This is a genomic window from Caballeronia sp. S22 (genome assembly GCF_964261745.1).
Classification (GTDB): domain Bacteria; phylum Pseudomonadota; class Gammaproteobacteria; order Burkholderiales; family Burkholderiaceae; genus Caballeronia; species Caballeronia jiangsuensis.
The window spans coordinates 741,167-760,899 of the sequence record NZ_OZ180036.1 but is presented as its reverse complement, the minus strand read 5'-3'; the positions used below and the strand labels follow the sequence as shown (position 1 = coordinate 760,899).

At 63.3% G+C, this 19,733-nt stretch carries 18 protein-coding genes; 14 read left to right on the top strand and 4 right to left on the bottom strand.

Features of this window, described 5'->3' with window-relative positions; translation table 11 throughout:
• Positions 1-213 precede the first annotated feature (213 nt).
• Positions 214-738 (top strand): Rrf2 family transcriptional regulator, encoded by a 525-nt coding sequence (locus ACEN42_RS18655; RefSeq protein WP_187606335.1) that lies wholly within the window; start codon positions 214-216, stop codon positions 736-738.
• Positions 739-750: 12 nt separating this feature from the next.
• Here the strand turns inward: ACEN42_RS18655 and ACEN42_RS18650 are convergent, their stop codons facing one another.
• Positions 751-1,173: a BspC domain-containing protein gene (locus tag ACEN42_RS18650; RefSeq protein WP_187606334.1), complete on the bottom strand. Its 423-nt coding sequence runs from the start codon at positions 1,171-1,173 to the stop codon at positions 751-753.
• A gap of 217 nt (positions 1,174-1,390) precedes the next feature.
• On the opposite strand from ACEN42_RS18650, the gene ACEN42_RS18645 reads away from it, so the two are divergent.
• The 8 genes from ACEN42_RS18645 (at position 1,391) to ACEN42_RS18610 (ending at position 11,959) form a co-directional block, all read left to right on the top strand.
• Positions 1,391-1,951 carry a putative glycolipid-binding domain-containing protein gene (locus tag ACEN42_RS18645; protein WP_371882113.1) on the top strand — a complete coding sequence of 187 codons (561 nt, stop codon included), beginning with the start codon at positions 1,391-1,393 and terminating at the stop codon, positions 1,949-1,951.
• Positions 1,952-1,991: 40 nt separating this feature from the next.
• Complete coding sequence (gene selD, locus ACEN42_RS18640) at positions 1,992-3,038, top strand: selenide, water dikinase SelD (RefSeq protein WP_371882112.1); 1,047 nt, start codon at positions 1,992-1,994, stop codon at positions 3,036-3,038.
• A gap of 18 nt (positions 3,039-3,056) precedes the next feature.
• Positions 3,057-3,983, top strand: coding sequence for a cation diffusion facilitator family transporter (locus tag ACEN42_RS18635; protein ID WP_371882111.1), 927 nt, complete (start codon positions 3,057-3,059; stop codon positions 3,981-3,983).
• Positions 3,984-4,146: 163 nt separating this feature from the next.
• A complete protein-coding gene (locus ACEN42_RS18630) occupies positions 4,147-6,708 on the top strand; it encodes a mechanosensitive ion channel domain-containing protein (RefSeq protein WP_371882110.1) in 2,562 nt (853 codons plus the stop codon).
• Positions 6,709-6,857: 149 nt separating this feature from the next.
• Positions 6,858-7,883, top strand: coding sequence for a purine nucleoside permease (locus ACEN42_RS18625; RefSeq protein ID WP_371882253.1), 1,026 nt, complete (start codon positions 6,858-6,860; stop codon positions 7,881-7,883).
• A gap of 528 nt (positions 7,884-8,411) precedes the next feature.
• A complete protein-coding gene (flhD, locus tag ACEN42_RS18620) occupies positions 8,412-8,729 on the top strand; it encodes a flagellar transcriptional regulator FlhD (protein WP_014250878.1) in 318 nt (105 codons plus the stop codon).
• Positions 8,730-8,747: 18 nt separating this feature from the next.
• A complete protein-coding gene (gene flhC / locus ACEN42_RS18615; RefSeq protein ID WP_035501929.1) occupies positions 8,748-9,410 on the top strand; it encodes a flagellar transcriptional regulator FlhC in 663 nt (220 codons plus the stop codon).
• A gap of 161 nt (positions 9,411-9,571) precedes the next feature.
• Complete coding sequence (locus ACEN42_RS18610; RefSeq protein ID WP_371882109.1) at positions 9,572-11,959, top strand: DNA polymerase II; 2,388 nt, start codon at positions 9,572-9,574, stop codon at positions 11,957-11,959.
• 1 nt (position 11,960) lies between these two features.
• Here ACEN42_RS18610 and ACEN42_RS18605 read toward each other — a convergent pair whose 3' ends face one another.
• Positions 11,961-12,920, bottom strand: a complete 960-nt coding sequence (locus ACEN42_RS18605) for a hypothetical protein (protein WP_371882108.1) — start codon at positions 12,918-12,920, stop codon at positions 11,961-11,963.
• A gap of 298 nt (positions 12,921-13,218) precedes the next feature.
• Here ACEN42_RS18605 and ACEN42_RS18600 point away from each other — a divergent pair, with 298 nt between their 5' ends.
• The 3 genes from ACEN42_RS18600 (at position 13,219) to ACEN42_RS18590 (ending at position 15,484) form a co-directional block, all read left to right on the top strand.
• A complete protein-coding gene (locus ACEN42_RS18600; RefSeq protein WP_371882107.1) occupies positions 13,219-13,458 on the top strand; it encodes a hypothetical protein in 240 nt (79 codons plus the stop codon).
• Complete coding sequence (locus ACEN42_RS18595) at positions 13,455-13,877, top strand: DUF3574 domain-containing protein (RefSeq protein ID WP_238213946.1); 423 nt, start codon at positions 13,455-13,457, stop codon at positions 13,875-13,877. The genes ACEN42_RS18600 and ACEN42_RS18595 overlap by 4 nt, the downstream gene beginning before the upstream one ends.
• Positions 13,878-14,179: 302 nt before the next feature.
• Positions 14,180-15,484, top strand: a complete 1,305-nt coding sequence (locus tag ACEN42_RS18590) for a hypothetical protein (protein WP_371882106.1) — start codon at positions 14,180-14,182, stop codon at positions 15,482-15,484.
• Between the two features lie 8 nt (positions 15,485-15,492).
• Here ACEN42_RS18590 and ACEN42_RS18585 read toward each other — a convergent pair whose 3' ends face one another.
• Together ACEN42_RS18585 and ACEN42_RS18580 are read right to left on the bottom strand one after the other, a co-directional pair.
• Positions 15,493-15,903, bottom strand: coding sequence for an HPF/RaiA family ribosome-associated protein (locus tag ACEN42_RS18585; protein WP_238291804.1), 411 nt, complete (start codon positions 15,901-15,903; stop codon positions 15,493-15,495).
• A gap of 94 nt (positions 15,904-15,997) precedes the next feature.
• Complete coding sequence (locus ACEN42_RS18580) at positions 15,998-16,879, bottom strand: LysR substrate-binding domain-containing protein (RefSeq protein WP_371882105.1); 882 nt, start codon at positions 16,877-16,879, stop codon at positions 15,998-16,000.
• A gap of 143 nt (positions 16,880-17,022) precedes the next feature.
• On the opposite strand from ACEN42_RS18580, the gene ACEN42_RS18575 reads away from it, so the two are divergent.
• Both ACEN42_RS18575 and ACEN42_RS18570 read left to right on the top strand, forming a co-directional pair.
• A complete protein-coding gene (locus ACEN42_RS18575; protein ID WP_035501920.1) occupies positions 17,023-17,811 on the top strand; it encodes a TerC family protein in 789 nt (262 codons plus the stop codon).
• Between the two features lie 389 nt (positions 17,812-18,200).
• Positions 18,201-19,730, top strand: coding sequence for a hypothetical protein (locus tag ACEN42_RS18570; protein WP_371882104.1), 1,530 nt, complete (start codon positions 18,201-18,203; stop codon positions 19,728-19,730).
• Positions 19,731-19,733: the final 3 nt, after the last annotated feature.

Genomic DNA, 19,733 nt, shown 5'->3' with positions numbered 1-19,733 from the left:
GATCGCTAGCTTCTTCATTGGTTTCTCCCTGTGAATCCATGGAAACCAATTTAGCGGTTCGCAAAATGACAAGCCGTGTTCGTTTGTAAGCAAACGTGTAATCTGAAATATTTGCGACGGGTGGCTGTAAAGGCATGGCCTCGGGCGTCTCGGCGTTGCATGCGGACGCACGACGCGTTATCCTGAACTCCGATTCAGAATGTCGGAGTGAATATGTCTCACATCAGCACGGGCGTCGAGTACGCGCTGCACTGCATGCTCTATCTCGCGGAACCGCCGCACGGCGTGCGTGAGGCGAGCGTGCGCGATCTCGCGGAATTGCAGGGCGTGCCCGCGGAGTACGTCGCGAAGCTCTTCACGAAGCTGCACAAGGCGGGACTCGTCGTCGCGACGGAAGGTGCGCGCGGCGGCTTTGCGCTTGCGCGCCCGTCGAGCGAAATCAGCGTGCTCGATGTCGTCGACGCGATCGACGGCGACAAGCCGCTTTTCGATTGCAGGGAGATTCGCGCGCGCTGCGCGGTGTTCGGCGACGACGCGCCGCCCTGGGCGACGAGCGGCGTGTGCGCCGTCCACGCGGTGATGAAGAACGCGGAGAAGCGCATGCGTGAGGCGCTCGCGGCGGATCGGTTAGCGGATCTCGCGGGCCGCGTGCATGCCAAAGCGCCGCGGACGTTCGGGCCGCAAGTCGTCAAGTGGCTCGACGAGCGCACCAGCCAGCGGCGCGCGGCGAAAAGCTAAAGCCGAGCGAACTCAGCGAACGATCTTCGGCTTCATGTTCGGCGTGAGTGAAACGCCGACCACGCGACCATCGCGCACACCGCAACGGCTGTCCATGCGCGTCCATTGCGCCTTGCCGCGCGCCTTCGCGAACGCGCGCATCACGATGACCTTGTCGACCGGAATCGGGTCGCCGACACTGAAGATCGGAGTATCGTCGTCGATTGTCGCCGAGAGCACGCGGCGGTCGGGCACGATGAGCGTGTCGTACTTCGGCGCGTTCTCCACCCAGCGGTCGAATGCGGCGACACATTGCGCGACGGCGTCGGGTACGTGGAGCTTCGTCAGATACGAATAATCTTCGGGCAGGTCCGGCGTTTCCTGCGCCTGGACGAGCTGAAACATCGACGCCGACAGCGCGAGCGCGAGCAATGCGGGAGCGAGAATGGTCTTCATGCGATGGGCGATGGAAAGGGGCGTTCGGGCAGAGCGCGGATCGCGTGAACGGCGCTGTGAGTGCGATGCGCGCGCCTGCGCAGGAATGGCGCGGAGTATACCGTGTGAAGTTTTGTGACGTCGAGCGTATCGCGCATTTCGAATGCTGATCGAAAGCATTGCGCGGCGCGTTGTATCCTTCGATGGGGACGAACACAACACACCGAAGAGGTACGCGATGAAAGCAGCGCGGTGGTCGCAACAGGACGGCACAGGGCTCGAGCATCTCGTTCTGAACGAGGCGCAGGATGGCATCGTGATCGAGAGCGCCGTCGTGGGCGAGGACGAGACGCATGCCTTCGGCCTCGTCTATCGCATCGAATGCGATGCGCGCTGGCAGGTTACGCGTCTCGCACTGAAGCTCGCGGGCGGCGCAGCGCTCGATCTGCATCGCAGAGACGGCAACAACGGTGACGCGCATGTGTGGACCGACGCAAACGGCGAGGCGCAAGAGCTGCTTCACGGCTGCATCGACGTGGACATCACCGCGACACCGTTCACCAATACGCTGCCGATTCGTCGTCTGCAACTCGCGCGCGGCGAGCGCCGCGTGATCCGCGTCGTCTACGTGCGCGTGCCGGAGTTGAGCGTGAGCGCGGTCGAGCAGGCGTACACGTGCCTCGAGCCGAATCATCGCTATCGTTACGAAGGGCTCGACACGGGCTTCACGGCCGATATCACCGTCGACGAAAGCGGCCTCGTGCTCGACTATCCCGGACTCTACAAGCGCGTCGCGTAATAATGCGGTTCATTGCTTGACCTGATCCGAGATCCGAACGATGAACGATACAACTTCACCCCGTCTCACGAGCCTTTCCCACGGCGGCGGCTGCGGCTGCAAGATCGCGCCCGGCGTGCTGGCCGACCTGCTCAAACGCGCCACGCCGCTGCCGGCGTTTCCCAACCTGCTCGTCGGCAACGACACCGCCGACGATGCCGCCGTCTACAAGCTCAACGACGAGCAGGCGATCGTCGCGACGACGGACTTCTTCATGCCGATCGTCGACGATCCGTTCGACTTCGGCCGCATTGCCGCGACCAACGCGCTCTCCGATGTCTACGCGATGGGCGGCAAGCCGATTCTCGCGCTCGCGCTCGTCGGCATGCCGATCAACGTGTTGCCGCATGAAGTCATCGCGCAAGTGCTGAAAGGCGGCGAAGCGGTCTGCGCGGAAGCGGGCATTCCGGTCGCGGGCGGCCATTCGATCGATTCCGTCGAGCCGATCTACGGACTCGCCGCGCTCGGCATCGTGCATCCGTCGCGCGTGAAGCGCAACGCGGCCGCGCGCGCGGCCGACGTCCTCGTGCTCGGCAAGCCGCTCGGCGTCGGCGTGCTGTCGGCCGCGCTGAAGAAAGACAAGCTCGATGCCGCCGGCTACAAGGCGATGATCGACGCGACGACCAAGCTCAACCGTCCCGGCGCCGATCTCGCGCAACTCGACGGCGTCCATGCGCTCACCGACGTCACCGGCTTCGGCCTGCTCGGTCACACGCTCGAACTCGCACGCGGCGCGAAGCTCACGGCGCGCATCCGTTACGCCGACCTGCCGTGGTTGCCGCAGGTGCGCGAGTTCGTGCGCGCGGGCATTTTCACGGGCGCGTCGGGCCGCAACTGGAACGCATACGGCGGTGAAATCACGTTGAACATCGAAGGCGATGAGGCCCGCACCTTGCTCACCGATCCGCAGACCTCGGGCGGCCTGCTCGTGTCGTGCGCGCCGGACGCGGTGAACGACGTGCTCGCGATTTTCCGCGCGGACGGCTTCGACGATGCAACGGTCATCGGTGAAATGGTGGACGGCGCGGGCCGCGTCGACGTGATCTGAACCAATAAAAAAGAACGCATGAAGGAAGAATCCCCGAAAGCCATTTTCTACGCGCTTGCCGCGAACTTCGGCATCGCCGTCTGCAAGTTCGGCGCGGCGGCCTTTACCGGCTCCGGCGCGATGTTCGCCGAAGCCATCCATTCCACCGCCGATTGCGGCAATCAGTTGCTGCTTCTCTTCGGCCTGAAGCGCGCGCAGGCGCCCGCGAATGCGCTGCATCCGCTGGGCTCGGGGCGCGAGATCTATTTCTACGCGCTGATCGTCGCGCTGCTGCTGTTCTTCGTCGGCGGCGTATTTTCGGTGTACGAGGGCGCGCATCGGCTGATGCATCACGAGCCGTTGTCGAATCCGATCGTCGCGCTCGTGATTCTCGGCATCTCGGTCGTGCTCGAAGCGTTCTCGCTCGCGGGCGCGATACGCGAAATCCGCAGGGGCGCGCCCGACAAGACCTTATGGAGATGGTTCCGCGAGACGCGCGAATCGGAACTGCTCGTTGTAGCGGGCGAGGATGTCGCGGCGCTGCTCGGCCTCGCCATCGCGTTCGCCGCCGTGCTCATGACAATGCTCACCGGCAATCCGGCCTACGACGCCGCCGGTTCCATCGGCGTCGGCGTGCTGCTGATGATCATCGCGTTTCTCGTCGCGCGCGAAGTGAAGTCGATGATCGTCGGCGAATCCGCGAGCCCGGAAGTGCGCAAGGCGATCGACGCGCACTTGCGCGCGCGTCCCGAGATCACGCGCATCATCAGCCTCATCACGCTGCAATGGGGCAAGCATGTCGTCGTCGCGGTGCAGGCCGAGATGATCGACTACGCGAGCGGCCGCGCGATGATCGATGCGATCAACATCATCGAGGACGATCTGCAACATGCATTTCCGCAAGTGCGCTGGGTGTTCTTCGAACCCGATATCGCACGCGATCGCGGCGAGCCGGCGGCGTTGTAAGGTCACGAAGGGCACAAGGGGCACGACGGGGCAGGAGCGCCGCGTGCTACCGAAAAAAGGGTCGCTCAGGACCGCTTCTGCCGTATCGACGGCACCGCGTTAACATACGTGGTGCGCGTCGTCCGCATCGAGTCCCTGACATTTCGTGATCTTCATCCGACCCATGCGCAAATTGCTCCTAGCAGTACTGCTCGTCGTCGTGTCGAGCGTTCTTCCGATCTTTTCCCAATCATCCTTCGCCGCTGCCGATTCCGCGCAGCACGCGTCGCAAGCGGGCGTCGCGCTGACGCCCCAGCAGGCGCGCGATGCGCTCTCGGTGCTCAACGATCCCGCGCGCCGCTCGCAGGTTGCTGATACGCTGCGCGCCATCGCTGCGGCAGGCGCGCTGGCCGCGCCCGCAAGCGCGCCGCAGTCCGCATCGGCGGCGGCCGCGGCGCCGGCATCGGGCGCATCGAGCGTGCTGGCCCATTCGCTGACCGCGAACGGGCTCGCATCGCAACTGTCGCGGCAGGCAGGGCACTGGCTCGTGCAGATCGGCGCGGGCCTGCGGCATTCGACCGTGGCGCTGCTCGATTTCGGCTCCGTCGTTTCGTGGTGGCGCGACCGGACCTCGAGCGCGGATGCGCGTGCGCTCGTCGGCCATGTCGTGTGGACCGTGCTGGCGTCGCTCGTTCCCGCGCTATTGCTCGAATTCCTGTGCCTGCGCCTGCTGAAGCGACCGCGCGCGCGGATCGCGGCACGCGGCGTCGCCGATGCCGAGGAGCAGGATCCCGACCTCGTGCGCGAACAGCGCGCGGCCGAGCGTGCGGAAGATGCCGCGGCGCGCAGCGGCGACGAGACCGCCATGCATCTCGCCGAGCGCAAGGCCGATACGGCGCGCGGCCAGCGTCACGCCGCGCGTCACTGGACGCTGTTGCAGCGTCTGCCGAGCGCGCTTCTGTACGGCTTTCTTTCGCTGGTTCCGCTCGTCGTCTTCATCGGTGTCGTCACGTTGCTCATGTCGATCTTCATCGACGACAACACGCCCGAAGCGCGCGTCGCGGGATCGCTCATCGACGTCTATCTGGTCTGCCGCGCGATCGTGATCGTGAGCGGATTTTTCATCGCGCCGCGTGCGCCCGGGCTGCGCCTCATCCAGATTCGCGATTTCTATGCGATCTATCTGCATCGCTGGGTGCAGCGCATCGTATGCACCGCGGGCGCCGGTATTGCGCTCGCCAATGCCGCCGAGCCGCTCGGTCTGTCCGGCGATGCGCGCATCGCGATCCTGAAGATCGTTCTGCTGATCGTGCATCTGATGATCGCGTTCGTGATCTTCCAGAGCCGCACGTCGGTGGCCGAGCGTATCCGCGAGCAGGCGCGGACGAATCGTTCGGTGAGGCTCTTCGGCAACTGGGTCGCCGATGTATGGGCGGGCGTCGCGATCTTCTTCGTGATCGCGCTGTGGTTCGTGTGGGCGCTCGACGTGCAGAACGGCTATCGAACGCTGTTTCATCTGGGCGGCGTGTCGTTGCTCGTGCTGGTCGGCGCGCGTGTGCTGGCGATCGTCGCGTTCGGCGCGCTCGGCCGCGTTTTTCATCACGGCGACGAGGACGATCTCACGACCGATTCGATCGTGCGCCGCCGCGCCTATCGCTACTACCCGGCGTTGCGGCGTATCGTGCAGGCGCTGATTTCGGTCGTCACGGTGGTCGCGCTCCTCGAAGTGTGGCACGTGAACATCCTGCATTTCTTCACTTCGGGCGGCGTCGGCAACCGGCTCGCGTCGGCGCTTCTCACGATCGTGGTCGCGGCCGTGTTCGCCGTGCTGGTGTGGGAGGCGGCGAACATCGTCGTCGAGCAGCGGCTCGAACAATGGACCGCGAGCGGCGAGCGTCTGCGGGCCGCGCGCCTGCGCACGCTGCTGCCGATGATGCGCTCCGGCCTCTTCATCGTGATCGCGATGGTCGTCGTTTTGACTGGCCTCTCCGAGATCGGCGTGAACACGGCGCCGCTGCTCGCGAGCGCGAGCATCTTCGGCGTGGCGCTCGGCTTCGGCTCGCAAAAGCTCGTGCAGGATCTCATCACCGGCATCTTCCTGCTGATGGAAAACGCGATGCAAGTCGGCGACTGGGTGACGCTCGCGGGTGTATCGGGCACGGTCGAGTATCTGTCGATCCGCACGGTGCGCATGCGCGGCGGCGACGGCTCGCTCTACACGGTGCCGTTCAGCTCGGTATCGACGGTGAACAACACGAATCGCGGCATCGGCAATGCAGCCGTGCGCGTATCGATCGCGCTGGGCCAGGATGTCGATCGCGCGATCTCCACGCTGAAGGAAATCGGCGCGGCGCTGCGCGAGGACGAAGCCTTCCGCGACGGCATTCTCTCCGACTTCAGCTTCTGGGGCGTCGATGCCGTCGACGGTTCGACCGTCACGCTCGCCGGCCAGATCCAGTGCCGCGACAGCGCGCGCTGGCCGGTGCAGCGCGAGTTCAACCGGCGCATTCTCAACGAGTTCACGGCGCGCGGCATCGAGATCGCGAATCCGCAGCGCAACTTCGTGATCGTCAACGGCGGGAATGCGGAAGGCACTCCGGAAGGCGTTCAGGATGCGGAAGAAGCGGGCGCGGATCAGCGCGGCGAGCCTTCGAAGGCCGCGCAGCATCCGACGAGCGAGGCGGCGGGCTCGGCGAACGTCGCGTCGAATGCGCCGCCGCCGCGGACCTCGCAAAGCGGCACCTGATCCTATAATCGTTCGGCCCTGAATCGCGCCCTCTGACGGGCGCGATTTTTTTCGAAGGTCGAACTTTTACGAGGATCACGCCTGCCATGAGAGTCGCCGCATCGGAATCGAAAAAAACATCGAACAGACTGGGGCGCGCGGTCGTCGCCATGACGATCGCCGCCGGTGCATCGGGCCTCGCGGGGTGCGCATCCGCGCCGCGCGCGTCCGATAGCGCGAGCAGCGTGCGCGCGGTCAAGGTCATGATCGTCACGATGTTCGCGCCCGAAGGCAAAGTGTGGCTCGACAAGCTCGGCCCGTGGGACGCGATCAAGGTGGCCGGACTGTCGCCGGACTACGCCGACGTACATTGCAATCGCGACGATGTGTGCGTCGTCACGACCGGCATGGGCCACACCAACGCGGCCGCGTCGATGATGGCGCTCGCGTTCTCCGACCGCTTCGACTTGCGCAACACGTACTTTCTGATCGCGGGCATCGCGGGCATCGATCCGGCGCAGGGCACGGTCGGCTCGGCGGCGTGGGCCAAGTATCTCGTCGATTTCGGCCCGCAATGGGAACTCGACGCGCGCGAGAAGCCGGCCCGCTGGCCGAACGGATTCATCGGCATCAACACGAAGGGGCCGAACGACAAGCCGGCGCCCGACTATCGCACGGAAGTCTTCGCGCTCAACGCGACGCTCGCCGACACGGCCTACGCGATCTCGCGCAACGTCGCGCTCTCCGACAGCGACCAGGCCAAAGCCGCGCGCAAAAAATTCAACTACGCGCCGGCGAACCGGCCGCCACGCGTGATCCAGTGCGACACGCTCGCGGGCGATACGTGGTGGTCGGGCAAATACATCGGCGAGCGGGCGCGCGCATGGACGCGGCTTCTGACCGACGGGCGCGGCGTGTACTGCACGACGCAACAGGAGGACAACGCGACCTACGAGGCGCTCAAGCGTGCGGCGAGCGTGCAGCGGGTGGATTTGTCGCGCGTGGCCGTGCTGCGCGCCGGTTCCGATTTCGATCGCCCCTACAAGGGCCAGCCGGCCGTCGACAATCTGCTCAATTACGCGGAGCAGGGCGGCTTTGCGCCGGCCGTCGAAAATCTGTACCGGACCGGTAATCCTCTGGTGCAGGAGGTTGTTACACATTGGGACGCGTGGAGTAAAGGTGTCCCGCAACGGTAACAAGCGACGTTACAAAACCGGGTAACACCGGCCGTAACATCAACGTAACAAGGTATAGGTAACTATTACTCAGTCGTGGAGGGATCGGTAAAGATTGTTTTGATGGTTATTTTTCGGGTTTTTCATCAGAGGAATAATCCCAAAAATAGCTGTCACGGACGTCAACCGATTCCCGCAATCCCCCGTTATTGCTGGCGGCAGGTAATTATTCCGACTAAAACCAAGCCGCCCCGATTAAGCGCCATAAACATAAGAAGAATAGACCGTGCGCGGTAAATTCGGCTGAAATTGCCAGACCGAAAAAATTACCGATCGAAAGTGTTGTTTGCAACAAAATATTATTGAGACACCCTTGCTTTAGATTCAGACCGTACTTAGAATCCGTCTCACAGTGGTTGTTACAAGATGTAACGCACTGAAACAAAGATTACGCAGGACGTAGCCGGGCAGAACGAGTCCGGTGAGGCACAAAAAAGATATCGGCAAAAAGCCGGCGGGAAATTCGGGGATTTACTGGAAGTTGCAACCATGAACGGTCGCGAAACGCTGGAATCGATCCGGGAAATCAACTTGTCTTACATCATGCTCGCGCAGCGTCTGTTGCGCGAGGACCGGGCCATCGGCATGTTCCGGCTCGGTCTGTCGGCGGAACTCGCCGATCTGCTGTCGGGCCTCACGCTCGCTCAGGTCGTCAAGCTCGCGTCGTCGGATAACCTGCTTTGCGCATTCCGCTTCAACGACCACACGATGCTGTCGGCCTTGACGCAACCCGCGAAGAACGCGGACATCGCGCCGACGCACGCGGCAATCCTGCTGGCTGGCCAGCCGGCCGAACAGTTCGCTTAAGTGATGACGGAGCGAGCCATGCTGAAGAAGAGCCTCACCGAAGACGCCCAGGAAGTGTTCCGCGCCATCGCGCTGATCGAGCTCGGCGCGCGCATGCAAGTGCTGGAGAGCGAACTCACGCTCTCGCGCGATCGCATGATCCGCCTCTATCGCGAAGTGAAGGGCGTATCGCCGCCCAAGGGCATGCTGCCGTTCTCGGCCGACTGGTACATGACGTGGCTCGCCAATATCCACGCATCGCTTTTCTATAACACCTATACGTTCCTGAAGAACGAAGCTGGCTGTTCGCATCTCGATGCGTTGACCAAAGGGTATCGGCTGTACCTCGAGCACTGTAACCATAGCGGTGCCGAGGCGGTACTCGACCTTACGCGGGCCTGGACTCTTGTGCGCTTCTTCGACGCGGGCATGCTGCAGATGACACCTTGCTGCCGCTGCACCGGGAAGTTCGTCGCACACAAGCATGATTTGCAGAACAACGTGGTGTGCGGGGCCTGCCAGCCGCCGTCACGCGCGGGGAAGACCAAGAAAGCGGCGGCCGCCCGACAGGCCAGTCAAGAAGCCGCGCTGGAGGTAGTGATGTCGAAGAACGAAGTGCCGGAGCATGCGGAGCACACGGCACTCGGTAACGTAGCGGCGTTGCAGCCGCAACGGGCAAGCCTGGTCGCACAGGCTGCTTAGGCGGTAGCGGCCGCCGGCCATCCTCCGGGGACTGTCCGCGAGGATGGTGGATGACCGGCTTGCCGCTACCGTGTTTTACTTTTTTCTTTTCCCGAATTCCCGAGCCCGGCGCATCTCGATGTGCCGGGCTCTTTTGTTTTCCGCCCAAGTAAAATGCTTCGATGGCACGCGCTCTCGAAGATATCGGCTTGGCTTCCGCACAACAGGGTTTTCTGCTGACTCGTCACTGGCGCGACACCGCGGCCGGGACGGAAGTCGATTTCTGGCTCGCCACCGACGACGGCCCGAAAAAAATCCGCATCGCGTTGCAGACGAGCGTCGCGTTCGTTCGCGCGGAAGATCGCGCGAAGGCCGAGCCGATCGTCGCCGGCGTGCGGGACGCGTATCTGCGCGAGCTGCCGCTCAGGGATTTTCGCCAGAAGCCCGTGCTCGGCCTCTATTGCCCGCAATATCGCCAGTTGCTCGCGCTCGAAAAGAACCTGCGAAGCGCGGGCGTCGATGTCTTCGAAGCCGATATCCGTCCGCATGAGCGCTATCTGATGGAGCGCTTCATCACGGCGCCGGTGTCGTTCGATGGCGTCGCGGGCGACGGTTACATTTCCAGCGAACTGAAGCCCGCGCCGGATTACCGGCCATCGCTGAAAGTCGTGTCGCTCGATATCGAAACGAGCGCGAAAGGCGATCTCTATTCGATCGCGCTCGAAGGCTGCGGCGCGCGTCAGGTCTATATGCTCGGTTCGCCGAATGGCGCAGAAGAGCAGACCGGTTTCGCGCTCGATTATTGCGAAAGCCGCGCCGACATGCTGCGTCGTTTCAACGCGTGGATCGCGCACTACGATCCGGACGCGATCATCGGCTGGAATGTCGTGCAGTTCGACCTGCGCATCCTCCAGCGACACGCCGACGACTACGGCGTGCCCCTCACGCTCGGCCGCGACGGCAGCGCGGTCGAATGGCGCGAGCATGGCATGAAGCGCAATCACTTCTTCATCTCGATCGCAGGAAGGCTCGTGATCGACGGCATCGAGGCGCTGCGCTCCGCGACGTGGAACTTTCCGTCGTTCAGCCTGGAATACGTCGCGCAGTCGCTGCTGGGCGAAGGCAAGGCGATCGACAGTCCCTATGCGCGCATGGACGAGATCGAGCGGCGTTTTCAGGAAGACAAGCCCGCGCTCGCCCGTTACAACCTGAACGACTGCGAACTCGTCACGAAAGTCTTCGAGAAGACCGAACTGCTGTCGTTTCTGCTCGAACGTGCGACCGTCACCGGATTGCAGGCCGATCGCAGCGGCGGATCGGTTGCGGCGTTCACGCATCTTTATATGCCGCGGATGCATCGGCTCGGCTATGTCGCGCCGAATCTCGGCGACGTGCCCGAGGAAGCGAGCCCCGGCGGCTTCGTGATGGACTCGCGCCCCGGCCTCTACGATTCCGTGCTGGTGCTCGACTACAAGAGCCTGTATCCGTCGATCATCCGTACGTTTCTGATCGATCCGGCCGGGCTCGCGCAAGGCATGGCCACGTCGGACGATGCCCAAACCGTGCCGGGGTTTCGCGGCGCCCGCTTTTCACGCGACACGCACTGCCTGCCCGCGATCGTCGCGCAAGTGTGGGAAGGACGCGAGGCGGCGAAGCGCCAGCACAACAAGCCGCTGTCGCAGGCACTGAAGATCATCATGAACTCGTTCTACGGCGTGCTGGGATCGAGCGGCTGTCGCTTCTTCGATCCGCGTCTCGCGTCGTCGATCACGATGCGCGGTCATGAAATCATGCATCGCACGCGCGAGCTGATCGAAGCGCGCGGATACAGCGTGATCTACGGCGACACCGATTCGACCTTCGTGTGGCTGCGGCGCGCGCGCGATGAAGAAGACGCTTCGCGCATCGGACGCGCGCTCGTCGCGCATGTGAACGAATACTGGCGCGAGCATCTGCGCGAGACGTTCAAACTCGACAGCGCACTCGAACTGCAATTCGAAACGCATTTCAAACGCTTCCTGATGCCGACGATTCGCGGCACGGAAGAGGGCAGCAAGAAACGTTACGCAGGACTGACGACGCGCGCGGACGGCAGCGAGGAAATCATCTACAAGGGGCTCGAAACGGTGCGCACGGACTGGACGCCGCTCGCCCAGCGCTTCCAGCGCGAGCTCTATATGCGCGTCTTCAAGGGCGAGACGTATGAGGCGTATGTGCGCGATTACGTCGGCAGCACGCGGCGCGGTGAACTCGACGAACTGCTCGTGTATCGCAAGCGGCTGCGGCGCACGCTCGGCGACTATCAGCGCAACGTGCCGCCGCACGTGCGCGCCGCGCGCATCGCCGATGAATACAACGCGCGGGCTGGCCGCCCGCTGCAATATCAGAACGGCGGCTGGATCAGCTATGTGATGACGACGGCCGGTCCCGAACCGGTGGAAGCGCGGCACGCGCCGATCGATTACGAGCACTACGTGAGCAAGCAGCTTCAGCCGGTCGCGGACGGCATCCTGCCGTTCCTGCGCGACGACTTCACCGCGCTGATGTCAGGCCAGAAAGAGCTGTTCTAGGCTAAAAACGCACGCCGAAACCCGCCTCGATGATGTCCGCATCGCGGTCATAACGCGTGACCATGCGGTTCCACGTCACGCGCGCGAGCCATCGATTCGTGAGCCGGTAACTCGCCGATACCGAAACAAGGCCCGAGAAGCGGCCATCGCCGGTACGGTTTTGCGGGAGATCGTCGTTTTGCGTGATCGACAGATACGGTCCCGCGCCGACGCCGAGCGTGAGTTTGTCGTCGAAGAACGCGCGTGTCGCCCAAATCTGAGCGGCGAGGCCATCGCGACGCGACTGCACATGCCCGCCTTCATGCAGATACGATGCGGTGAAATCGATGTAATGCCACAGTCCGCGCCGATATTCGATGCTTTCCGCCAGATTCGTTTCAGAGTCGAGGCTGTTCAGGATTGTCGTGCCGAGCATCACGGTGACTTCGTTGTTCGTGACGTTCGTCGTGCGCGGCACGGGGCGCGCGCGCGATCCGCGTCCTTCGGGCGCGTCGAGCTGATAGCCGATGCCGAAGAGCAGCGCGGTCGTGTCTGGGCCGCCGAACGCCTGCACGCGATTGAGCTTCATCTCCGCGATCCAGCGGTTATCGAAGTAATACGCGGCGCGCAGCGTGAACATGCCGCCCCAGCCGTGCGTGTTCGAATATTCGCCGCCGGCCTGCGCCTGGCTGGTATCGAAATAGCGATACGGACCTGCGCCCGCCGACAATTCCAGCCGGTCGTTCCAGAGCGGCAGGCGTCCCCAGATCTGCACGGACTGCCCGTCACGATGATGATCGGGGATATGGCCTTCGTTCAGCCACGAAAAACTCCAGGCGGCATAGCGCCCGAGTCCTTCGCGATAGTTGGCTTCCCAGGAATAGGTGTTCTGGCTGCTGCTTTTGAGCGGGCCGGCGAGGAAGGAAAATTCCTGGGCGTGCGCCGCTTTTGTCGCGATGGCGAGTGCCGCGCAGGCGATCATCCACGCGGTGGTTCGGCAAGGTCGAGCTTTCCTGGAGGGTGTCATCGGCGAAGTCGGATTCGCAAGTCCGGCATCTTTCATATGGGCCTGTTCGAGCAGGATACAGACATAAGAAGATTCACGCAGAAATCTGAGTCATTCCTATTTACGCCGAGGCCGGAGTCAAACGTTTGCGCGCTTGCCGCGACGGACAATCGCTCGGCCTACGTTCGCAGCCACTCACACGCGGGGTTACGTCTTTCGTCCAGCTTGCGTAGATTGATTTCATTCCAGTGAAATCGAGCAAGCGAGGTCAGTGATGGACTCCACTCCAATCGAATATCGAGGCTGTGAGCTTTCGGTCATCGTCCGGCACGTGTCCGGCCAATTCGCGGCGACGCTCTTGATCGAGCGGCCCGGCGGCGTGCGGCGCGCGATCGGACCGCTTCGCGCGTTTCCAACGGCGCAGGCCGCCGCGAATTACGCGATCGAATGCGGCAAGGCGGAACTCGACGGCCGCCTGACGGGCCGCGAGCCGCGCGTCGCGGTATCGGGTTGAAGGCGTCGCGCCTGGGATTTGGAACGATCGCGCTGCTGATGCTCGCGCCGCTTCTTTCGTCCTGTACGACGCTGATTCACGAAACGTGCGCGACGGGCGAGCAGCGCGTCGTGAACGACCTCGTCTATTTCGGCACCGCAAAGCCGGTGGATTTCGTCACGCCCGCGGAATTCGACGACTTCCTGCGCACTGAAGTCACGCCGCGCTTCCCGCAAGGCTTCACCACATGGCGCGCGAGCGGGCAATGGCGCGCGGCGGATGGCTCGATGGTGCATGAACCAACCTGGGTGCTGAGCCTCGCCCATCCCGACGACGCAGCGAGCGACAAGGCCATCGGCGAAATTCGCGAACACTATCGCGCGCGCTTCGAGCAGGAATCGACGCTGCGCGTGCGGCACACGGCCTGCGCGTCTTTCTAGTCCGGTTTCGCGCCACGCGGCACCTCTGCGTTTCCGCAAAAACTTCTCAAAATCGGCCGATTCCTAGCGTCGACCGTCGTGGCTGCATCAATAATTTACAAATCCACGGACGAGGCCCGATATGCTCCGACGCTTCATGCGGGCGGACGGTCTGCATGCTTTTCGCCGATTTCCATCTTTTCGATTGTCAAACCGCTATGGTGACTCTGGTCAGCTATTTCTCCGATCGCAACGCAACGTCATCGCGCGACAACCACGATGAGTATCGTCGCCGTATGAATGTGAGGCATCGCTTCGAGGCAATGTCGAGCTGCGTCGATTCGATCGAGTTGCGCACGCTCTACAAGTTCCAGCTCGTGAGCGACATGTTGCGGGAAACCGAAGAGGGTGAACTGGTCATCTTCGCGACTGAAAACGCGCTGTTCGTCCGCTTTCACGACTTCGAACCGATCATGGCCGGCCGCGACGTGCTCCTGACCAAAGGACATTTCGGCGTCAACACCGAAATGTTCGTGCTGAGAAACACTGAAGAGAACCGGCGCATCGCGCGAGGATTCGCGGCGCGATGCCGCCAATACTACGATTACGGCGATTTCGTCACCGAGGAAGCTTTGCTCGACGATCTGCCGACCGTGCCCGACTGGGATGATCTGAACGGCGTGGTGCCGATCGCATCGATGTGGTCGAGCCAGCATCCGGATTTGCGCGGCAGGGAAGTCATTGCCGTTTCGCTCGTCTATACGCCGCGTCTTTACAGCAAGTGCGGCCCGCTGTGGCGCGCGATGTTCGCACGTCATCTGAACGCGTGCCACGCGTCGGGCGAACTGCGCGTGTTCGACAGCGCGGCGCCGCTGTCGAACGATTCGAACGAGCCGCTTTCCGTGTATCAGCCGGGGCGCTCCATCGCGGTCGTGATGCTCTACACGCCGAACATCGCGAGCTATGCGCGTTACGGCGAAGGGAGTCTGCGCGCCTATTGCGAGCGGCATGGCTATACGCTGTATGTGCATCGCGACGTGCCGCCAGACTTCGGGCGCGACGCTTGTGGCAACTGGGCCAAGCCGTTCCTGCTCCAGAAGTATCTGCCGCAGCACGACTGGGTCTTCTGGATGGACGCGGACATCATCGCGATGAATCAGACGGTGAAGCTCGAGAAGTTCATCGAAGGACGCGAGCGCGTACTGACCGCGGACATTTGCGGCTGGCGTTTCAACTCGGGCGTGATGGGCTTTCGCAACACGGAACAAAACGCCCGTGCACTCGATGACGTGCTCGCGAAGGTGCGTGAGATCGAGGACGTCAAATACACGTTCTCGAGTCAGGGCGACCAGTTCGTCTTTATGGAGCAACTGATCGCGCACGGCCTGTGCCCCGACATGGACTCGCCCGAACTCGTGAGTTTCAGGGAGCTCAACACGCCGTGGTACTACGCGGACCCGAGCACGTTCCTGTGCCATTTCCACGGCCTGAGCACCGAGATGCGGACCTTGTATATGTCGATGAGCGCCGTGCCGGACGGCGGTTTCGAGGCCATCGAACGAGAAGCGCCGCGCGCGGCTTACGGCGCCACGCCGCGCACGCAAATCCTGATTCGCACGCCCGCCTGATGTTCGGCTTACGCGCCAGCCATCTTCCGCATGAGACGCGCGCGCGGGTCCACCGCTTCCTGTAGCGCCGGCTCCGGCGCGAGATCCCATGCAAAGCCGCGTGCACGGACGCGGCGCGTCGGCTTGGCGTTCTGACGCCGGCGCACCAGCGAGCGCACGGCGCGAGCGAGCGCGAGGTCGATTGCTCCGCGCCAGTCGCGCGCGATCGACGTCGCCACGACCTTGTTTTCCCGATTCAACTGCACTTCCACCTGACAGCGCTTATCGACGCCGCCGCGCGGCCCGTTGATGTCGGACAAGCTGACAGTCGCCTTCGAGATCAGCCATGCTAAGCGTCGAAAGACGAATTCGCTGCGCGCCTTCGCGAGTTCGTGCATCGCAATGGCTTCGGGATCGCGGGACTTGAACAGGACTTTCATTGACGCCTCCTCGTTGAACATGGGATCAGCGTAAGGCGCGAGCGCGTTGCGAAAAAGCAGAAGGAACGGAACAGGAACTTCGAAAAAACCGAAGTTACGTTCCCGCGCGCGCAAGCACTTGCTGCGTCAACGGATGATGCCGCCCGCGCCGCGAAATGATCGCGTGGACTTCCTCCTTCACGTCGGGCGAGCGGCCGAGCCAGCGCAGTCCGCGCAACAGCGGCGCATCGCCCGCGCCGAATTCCGCGAGCGGAAACACGCCCAGGCCGCGCGCGCCGAACACCGCCATCAATGCACTATCTTCAAACTCGCCGACGATGCGCGGTGCGATGCCCTGCGCCTCCAGCCAGCGATCGAGCCGCGCGCGCAGTGACGAGTGGCCAGTCGGCAGAAGAATGGGCAACGAGGCGAGACTCTCCGGGAAATGATCGATCGCGCTCTTGCGCACGATGGAAGCCGGCCCGTACCAATCGACCGGCGACGCGATGAGGCGCTCGCTCGTAAGCCGCAGATTGTGATTGTGCGGCGCGGGATGGCTCGCGAGCACCAGATCCAGCCGGTGCAGCGCCAGTTCGGCGAGCAGTTCGTCCGTTTCGCCTTCGTGACAGAGCAAGCGCAGCGAGGGATTGGCGAGCACCGGCGAAAGCAGCGCATGCGCGGCGAGCTTCGAGATGCCGTCCGACAGCCCGACGGCGAGACGCGCGAGCGTACCGCTCGCCGCTTCCCGCACTTCATCCTGGATCATCTGCCCGAGCTGAAAGATTTCCTCGGCGCGCGCGAATGCAGCCTGTCCCGCTTCGGTCATGGTGACGCCGCGTCCGGCCGGTTTGAGCAGTTGATGCCCGAGCGATTTTTCCAGCTCGCGCACTTGCGCGCTGATGGTCTGCACGGCCATGTCGAGCCGCTCCGCCGCGCGTGCGAACCCGCCTTCCTTCACGACGACCCAGTAGTAATGCAAATGTCGATAGTTGAGCATGCGTCGCGCGTCCTCGCAGTTCCGGTAATGATCCAATACTTCGAAAAACCCGAAGTTTGATTTCGATTATCGCTGATTTTTTCGATTGCGAAAAACGACGATCATGGCGCGATACATCCAGTCAATCGAACCTTCCCTCGCTCATGGAATATCTACTCTCGCTCGCCGCCGATCCCGCCGTGTGGGCCGCACTCGTCACGCTGATCGTGATGGAAGTCGTGCTCGGCATCGACAATCTCGTCTTCATTTCGATACTCAGCAACAAACTGCCCGTCGCCCAACGTGCGCGCACGCAGCGCATCGGCATCATGCTTGCGCTCGTGATGCGGCTCGCGCTGCTCGGCACGGTCGCGTGGATCGCGCAACTGACCACGCCGGTCTTCTCCGTGTTCGATCATGCGTTCTCGTGGCGCGACCTCATCCTGCTCGCGGGCGGTCTGTTCCTCGTCTGGAAGGCGACCAAGGAGATGCACCATCACGTCGGAAAGAACCACGACGAGGCCGCCGGTGTCGCGTCGAGTCTCGGCAGCATCACGGCGTGGTCGGCGATCGGCCAGATCCTGCTGCTCGACCTCGTGTTTTCCGTCGACAGCATCATTACAGCGGTCGGGATGACCGAGCATCTGCCGATCATGTTCATCGCCGTCATTTTCGCGGTCGCGACAATGCTGTTCGCCGCTCAACCGCTCTCGCGCTTCATCGAGCGTAATCCGACAGTCGTGACGCTCGCGCTCTCGTTCCTGCTCGTGATCGCGATGACGCTGATCGCCGAAGGTTTCGGAACGCACGTGCCGAAGGGATACATCTATGCGGCGATGGGCTTCGCGGGATTCGTCGAAGGCCTGAATCTGCTTGCGCGGCGCGTGAAGGGCAAGCGGGACGCGAATGTGCAGACGGAAAACCGCGCGCGTCTGGATGGCGTGTCCGGATGACCTTCGAACGGGGCGCGCGGCGCTTATCCACAGCTTTGGTGCACAAGGCTGTGGACAAACGGGGGAGCCGCGCGCTATCAGCCTGATGTGGCTGAAGAAATCCGTAATGCTCCCGCGATGAAACGATCATCCGCGCAGCTTCGACCCGACTGTGCGCCGGCTCGCAGTTCACGCACGTCCGATCGGGAATTCCGCTTGCTTCTCGCACGGCAAGTGACTACGTTATGCGATAGCGAACGCCTGATTTCTTTCGGTTCCCGAAATATCCACCGATGAAATTGCGCTTCGCGCACCGCGATCAATCGTCGGCAGAAAAGAAACGATAAGACAAGAACAACGGTCGCCCCGATTGATCAGACGCCTCGGAATGCAGGCCACAGGAGGGACGAATGAGCCCGCATTGGGAGATCGGCACGGCGAGCGTCGGGTTCGAGCCCATCGCGCCGCAAGCGCTCGCATCCGTCGCGCGCATCGATCCATATATCGTGTGGGCCAACGCAACGCATTATCGCGACCTCGGCGGCACGCCGCGCGGCCGCGTGCCGATCGCCATCGAGATGAAGCAGGGCGGCGATACCGCGCGGCAATTCGCGCAGACCATCGAGCGTAACGGCTGGCAGGAGTGGATCTGGATGTCGGCGCTCTATCGCGATCCGCCCGCCGCGCTGGAGGCGACGCGCTTTTGCACCGCTCACGTTACGCGCGAGTTCTACGCGCATCTGAACACCGACCTCGCGGGCAAGTTCGAACGCTTCACGGAAGCGCTCGTGATCACGTCGCATGTCGATGCGGCCGTGGAACAGGTAGCAGCCGAGCATGCGCCGATGCGTGAAGGGCTTGGTAACGCGATCGTCGGCGTATGCGATGAAGAGATCGCGTTCACGCACGCGCGTTTCTCCGAGGACGCCACCGGCACGCGCACACGCTTTCAATGCTTCTGGAATCAGAACGACGCGGCCGAACCGGCAGCCGGTCTCGGCTACGGAAGCGAGCTGCTCAAACATCAGATGGACGCGATGCTGAACGATGCGCGTCTTCATGCCGAGACGGCGCAGACGGCCGGCGGCGCACGTGTCTACGGCTTCGCGCATGACGGCCCGGCCGCCGCCGAGCTTGCGGGGCGCTATCCTTCGCGCGCGTTGCGGCGCGCCGCTTCCGCAGACGACGACGGCAGCCACGACGCGCCCCTGCCCATGATCGGCGTGAAGCTCAAGAGACGCTGCCGCACGATGCGCGACGCGTTCGGCCCCTGTCCCGATGCCGAAGTGCTCGACGCCGTCCGCTACGTCGTGCAGCGCGCGCAGGACATCGGCGGGGCGGGCTGTCATGCGCTCGTCAGCCTGAACGCCGGAAATGTCGCGTGGCAGCAGGACGGGAGTTCGCTCATCGAAAGCGCGCTCGACGAATTGATGGACACCGGCGCGTGCTCCGTCGTGCTTCCATCGGGCAACGTCGATCTGTCGCACTGCCGTGGGGCGCTGACGATCGCGGATCGCGCGGAGTCGGCGTTGCGCTGGCCCGTGCGCGCGCATTCCGCATCGCCGAGTCTCGCGGAGATCTGGTGTTCGAGCGATGCGGGCGCGCCCGCCGTCGACGTGCAGATTGTGCCGCCCGAGGGCATCGCGAGTGCGTGGCTCACGCTCGGCGATATCGGCACATACACGCGTGGCGGCGATGCGATCTGCACCGTCGTGCATCTCGGCCGGGGCGCGCGCGGCGAAGGACACATGATCCTCGTCGCGCTCGCGCCGACCGCCGCACGCAGCGGCATGCGCCGCGCGGAGGCGGGCGAGTGGCTGATTCGCCTGAGAAACAACGCGTCCGCGACGGTCACCGCCTATGCGTGGATGCAGTGCGACGAATCGGTCGACGAGACGCCGCTCGTCGTTCCGTCGCATTCGCGCGATGACGGCAAGTAGCGC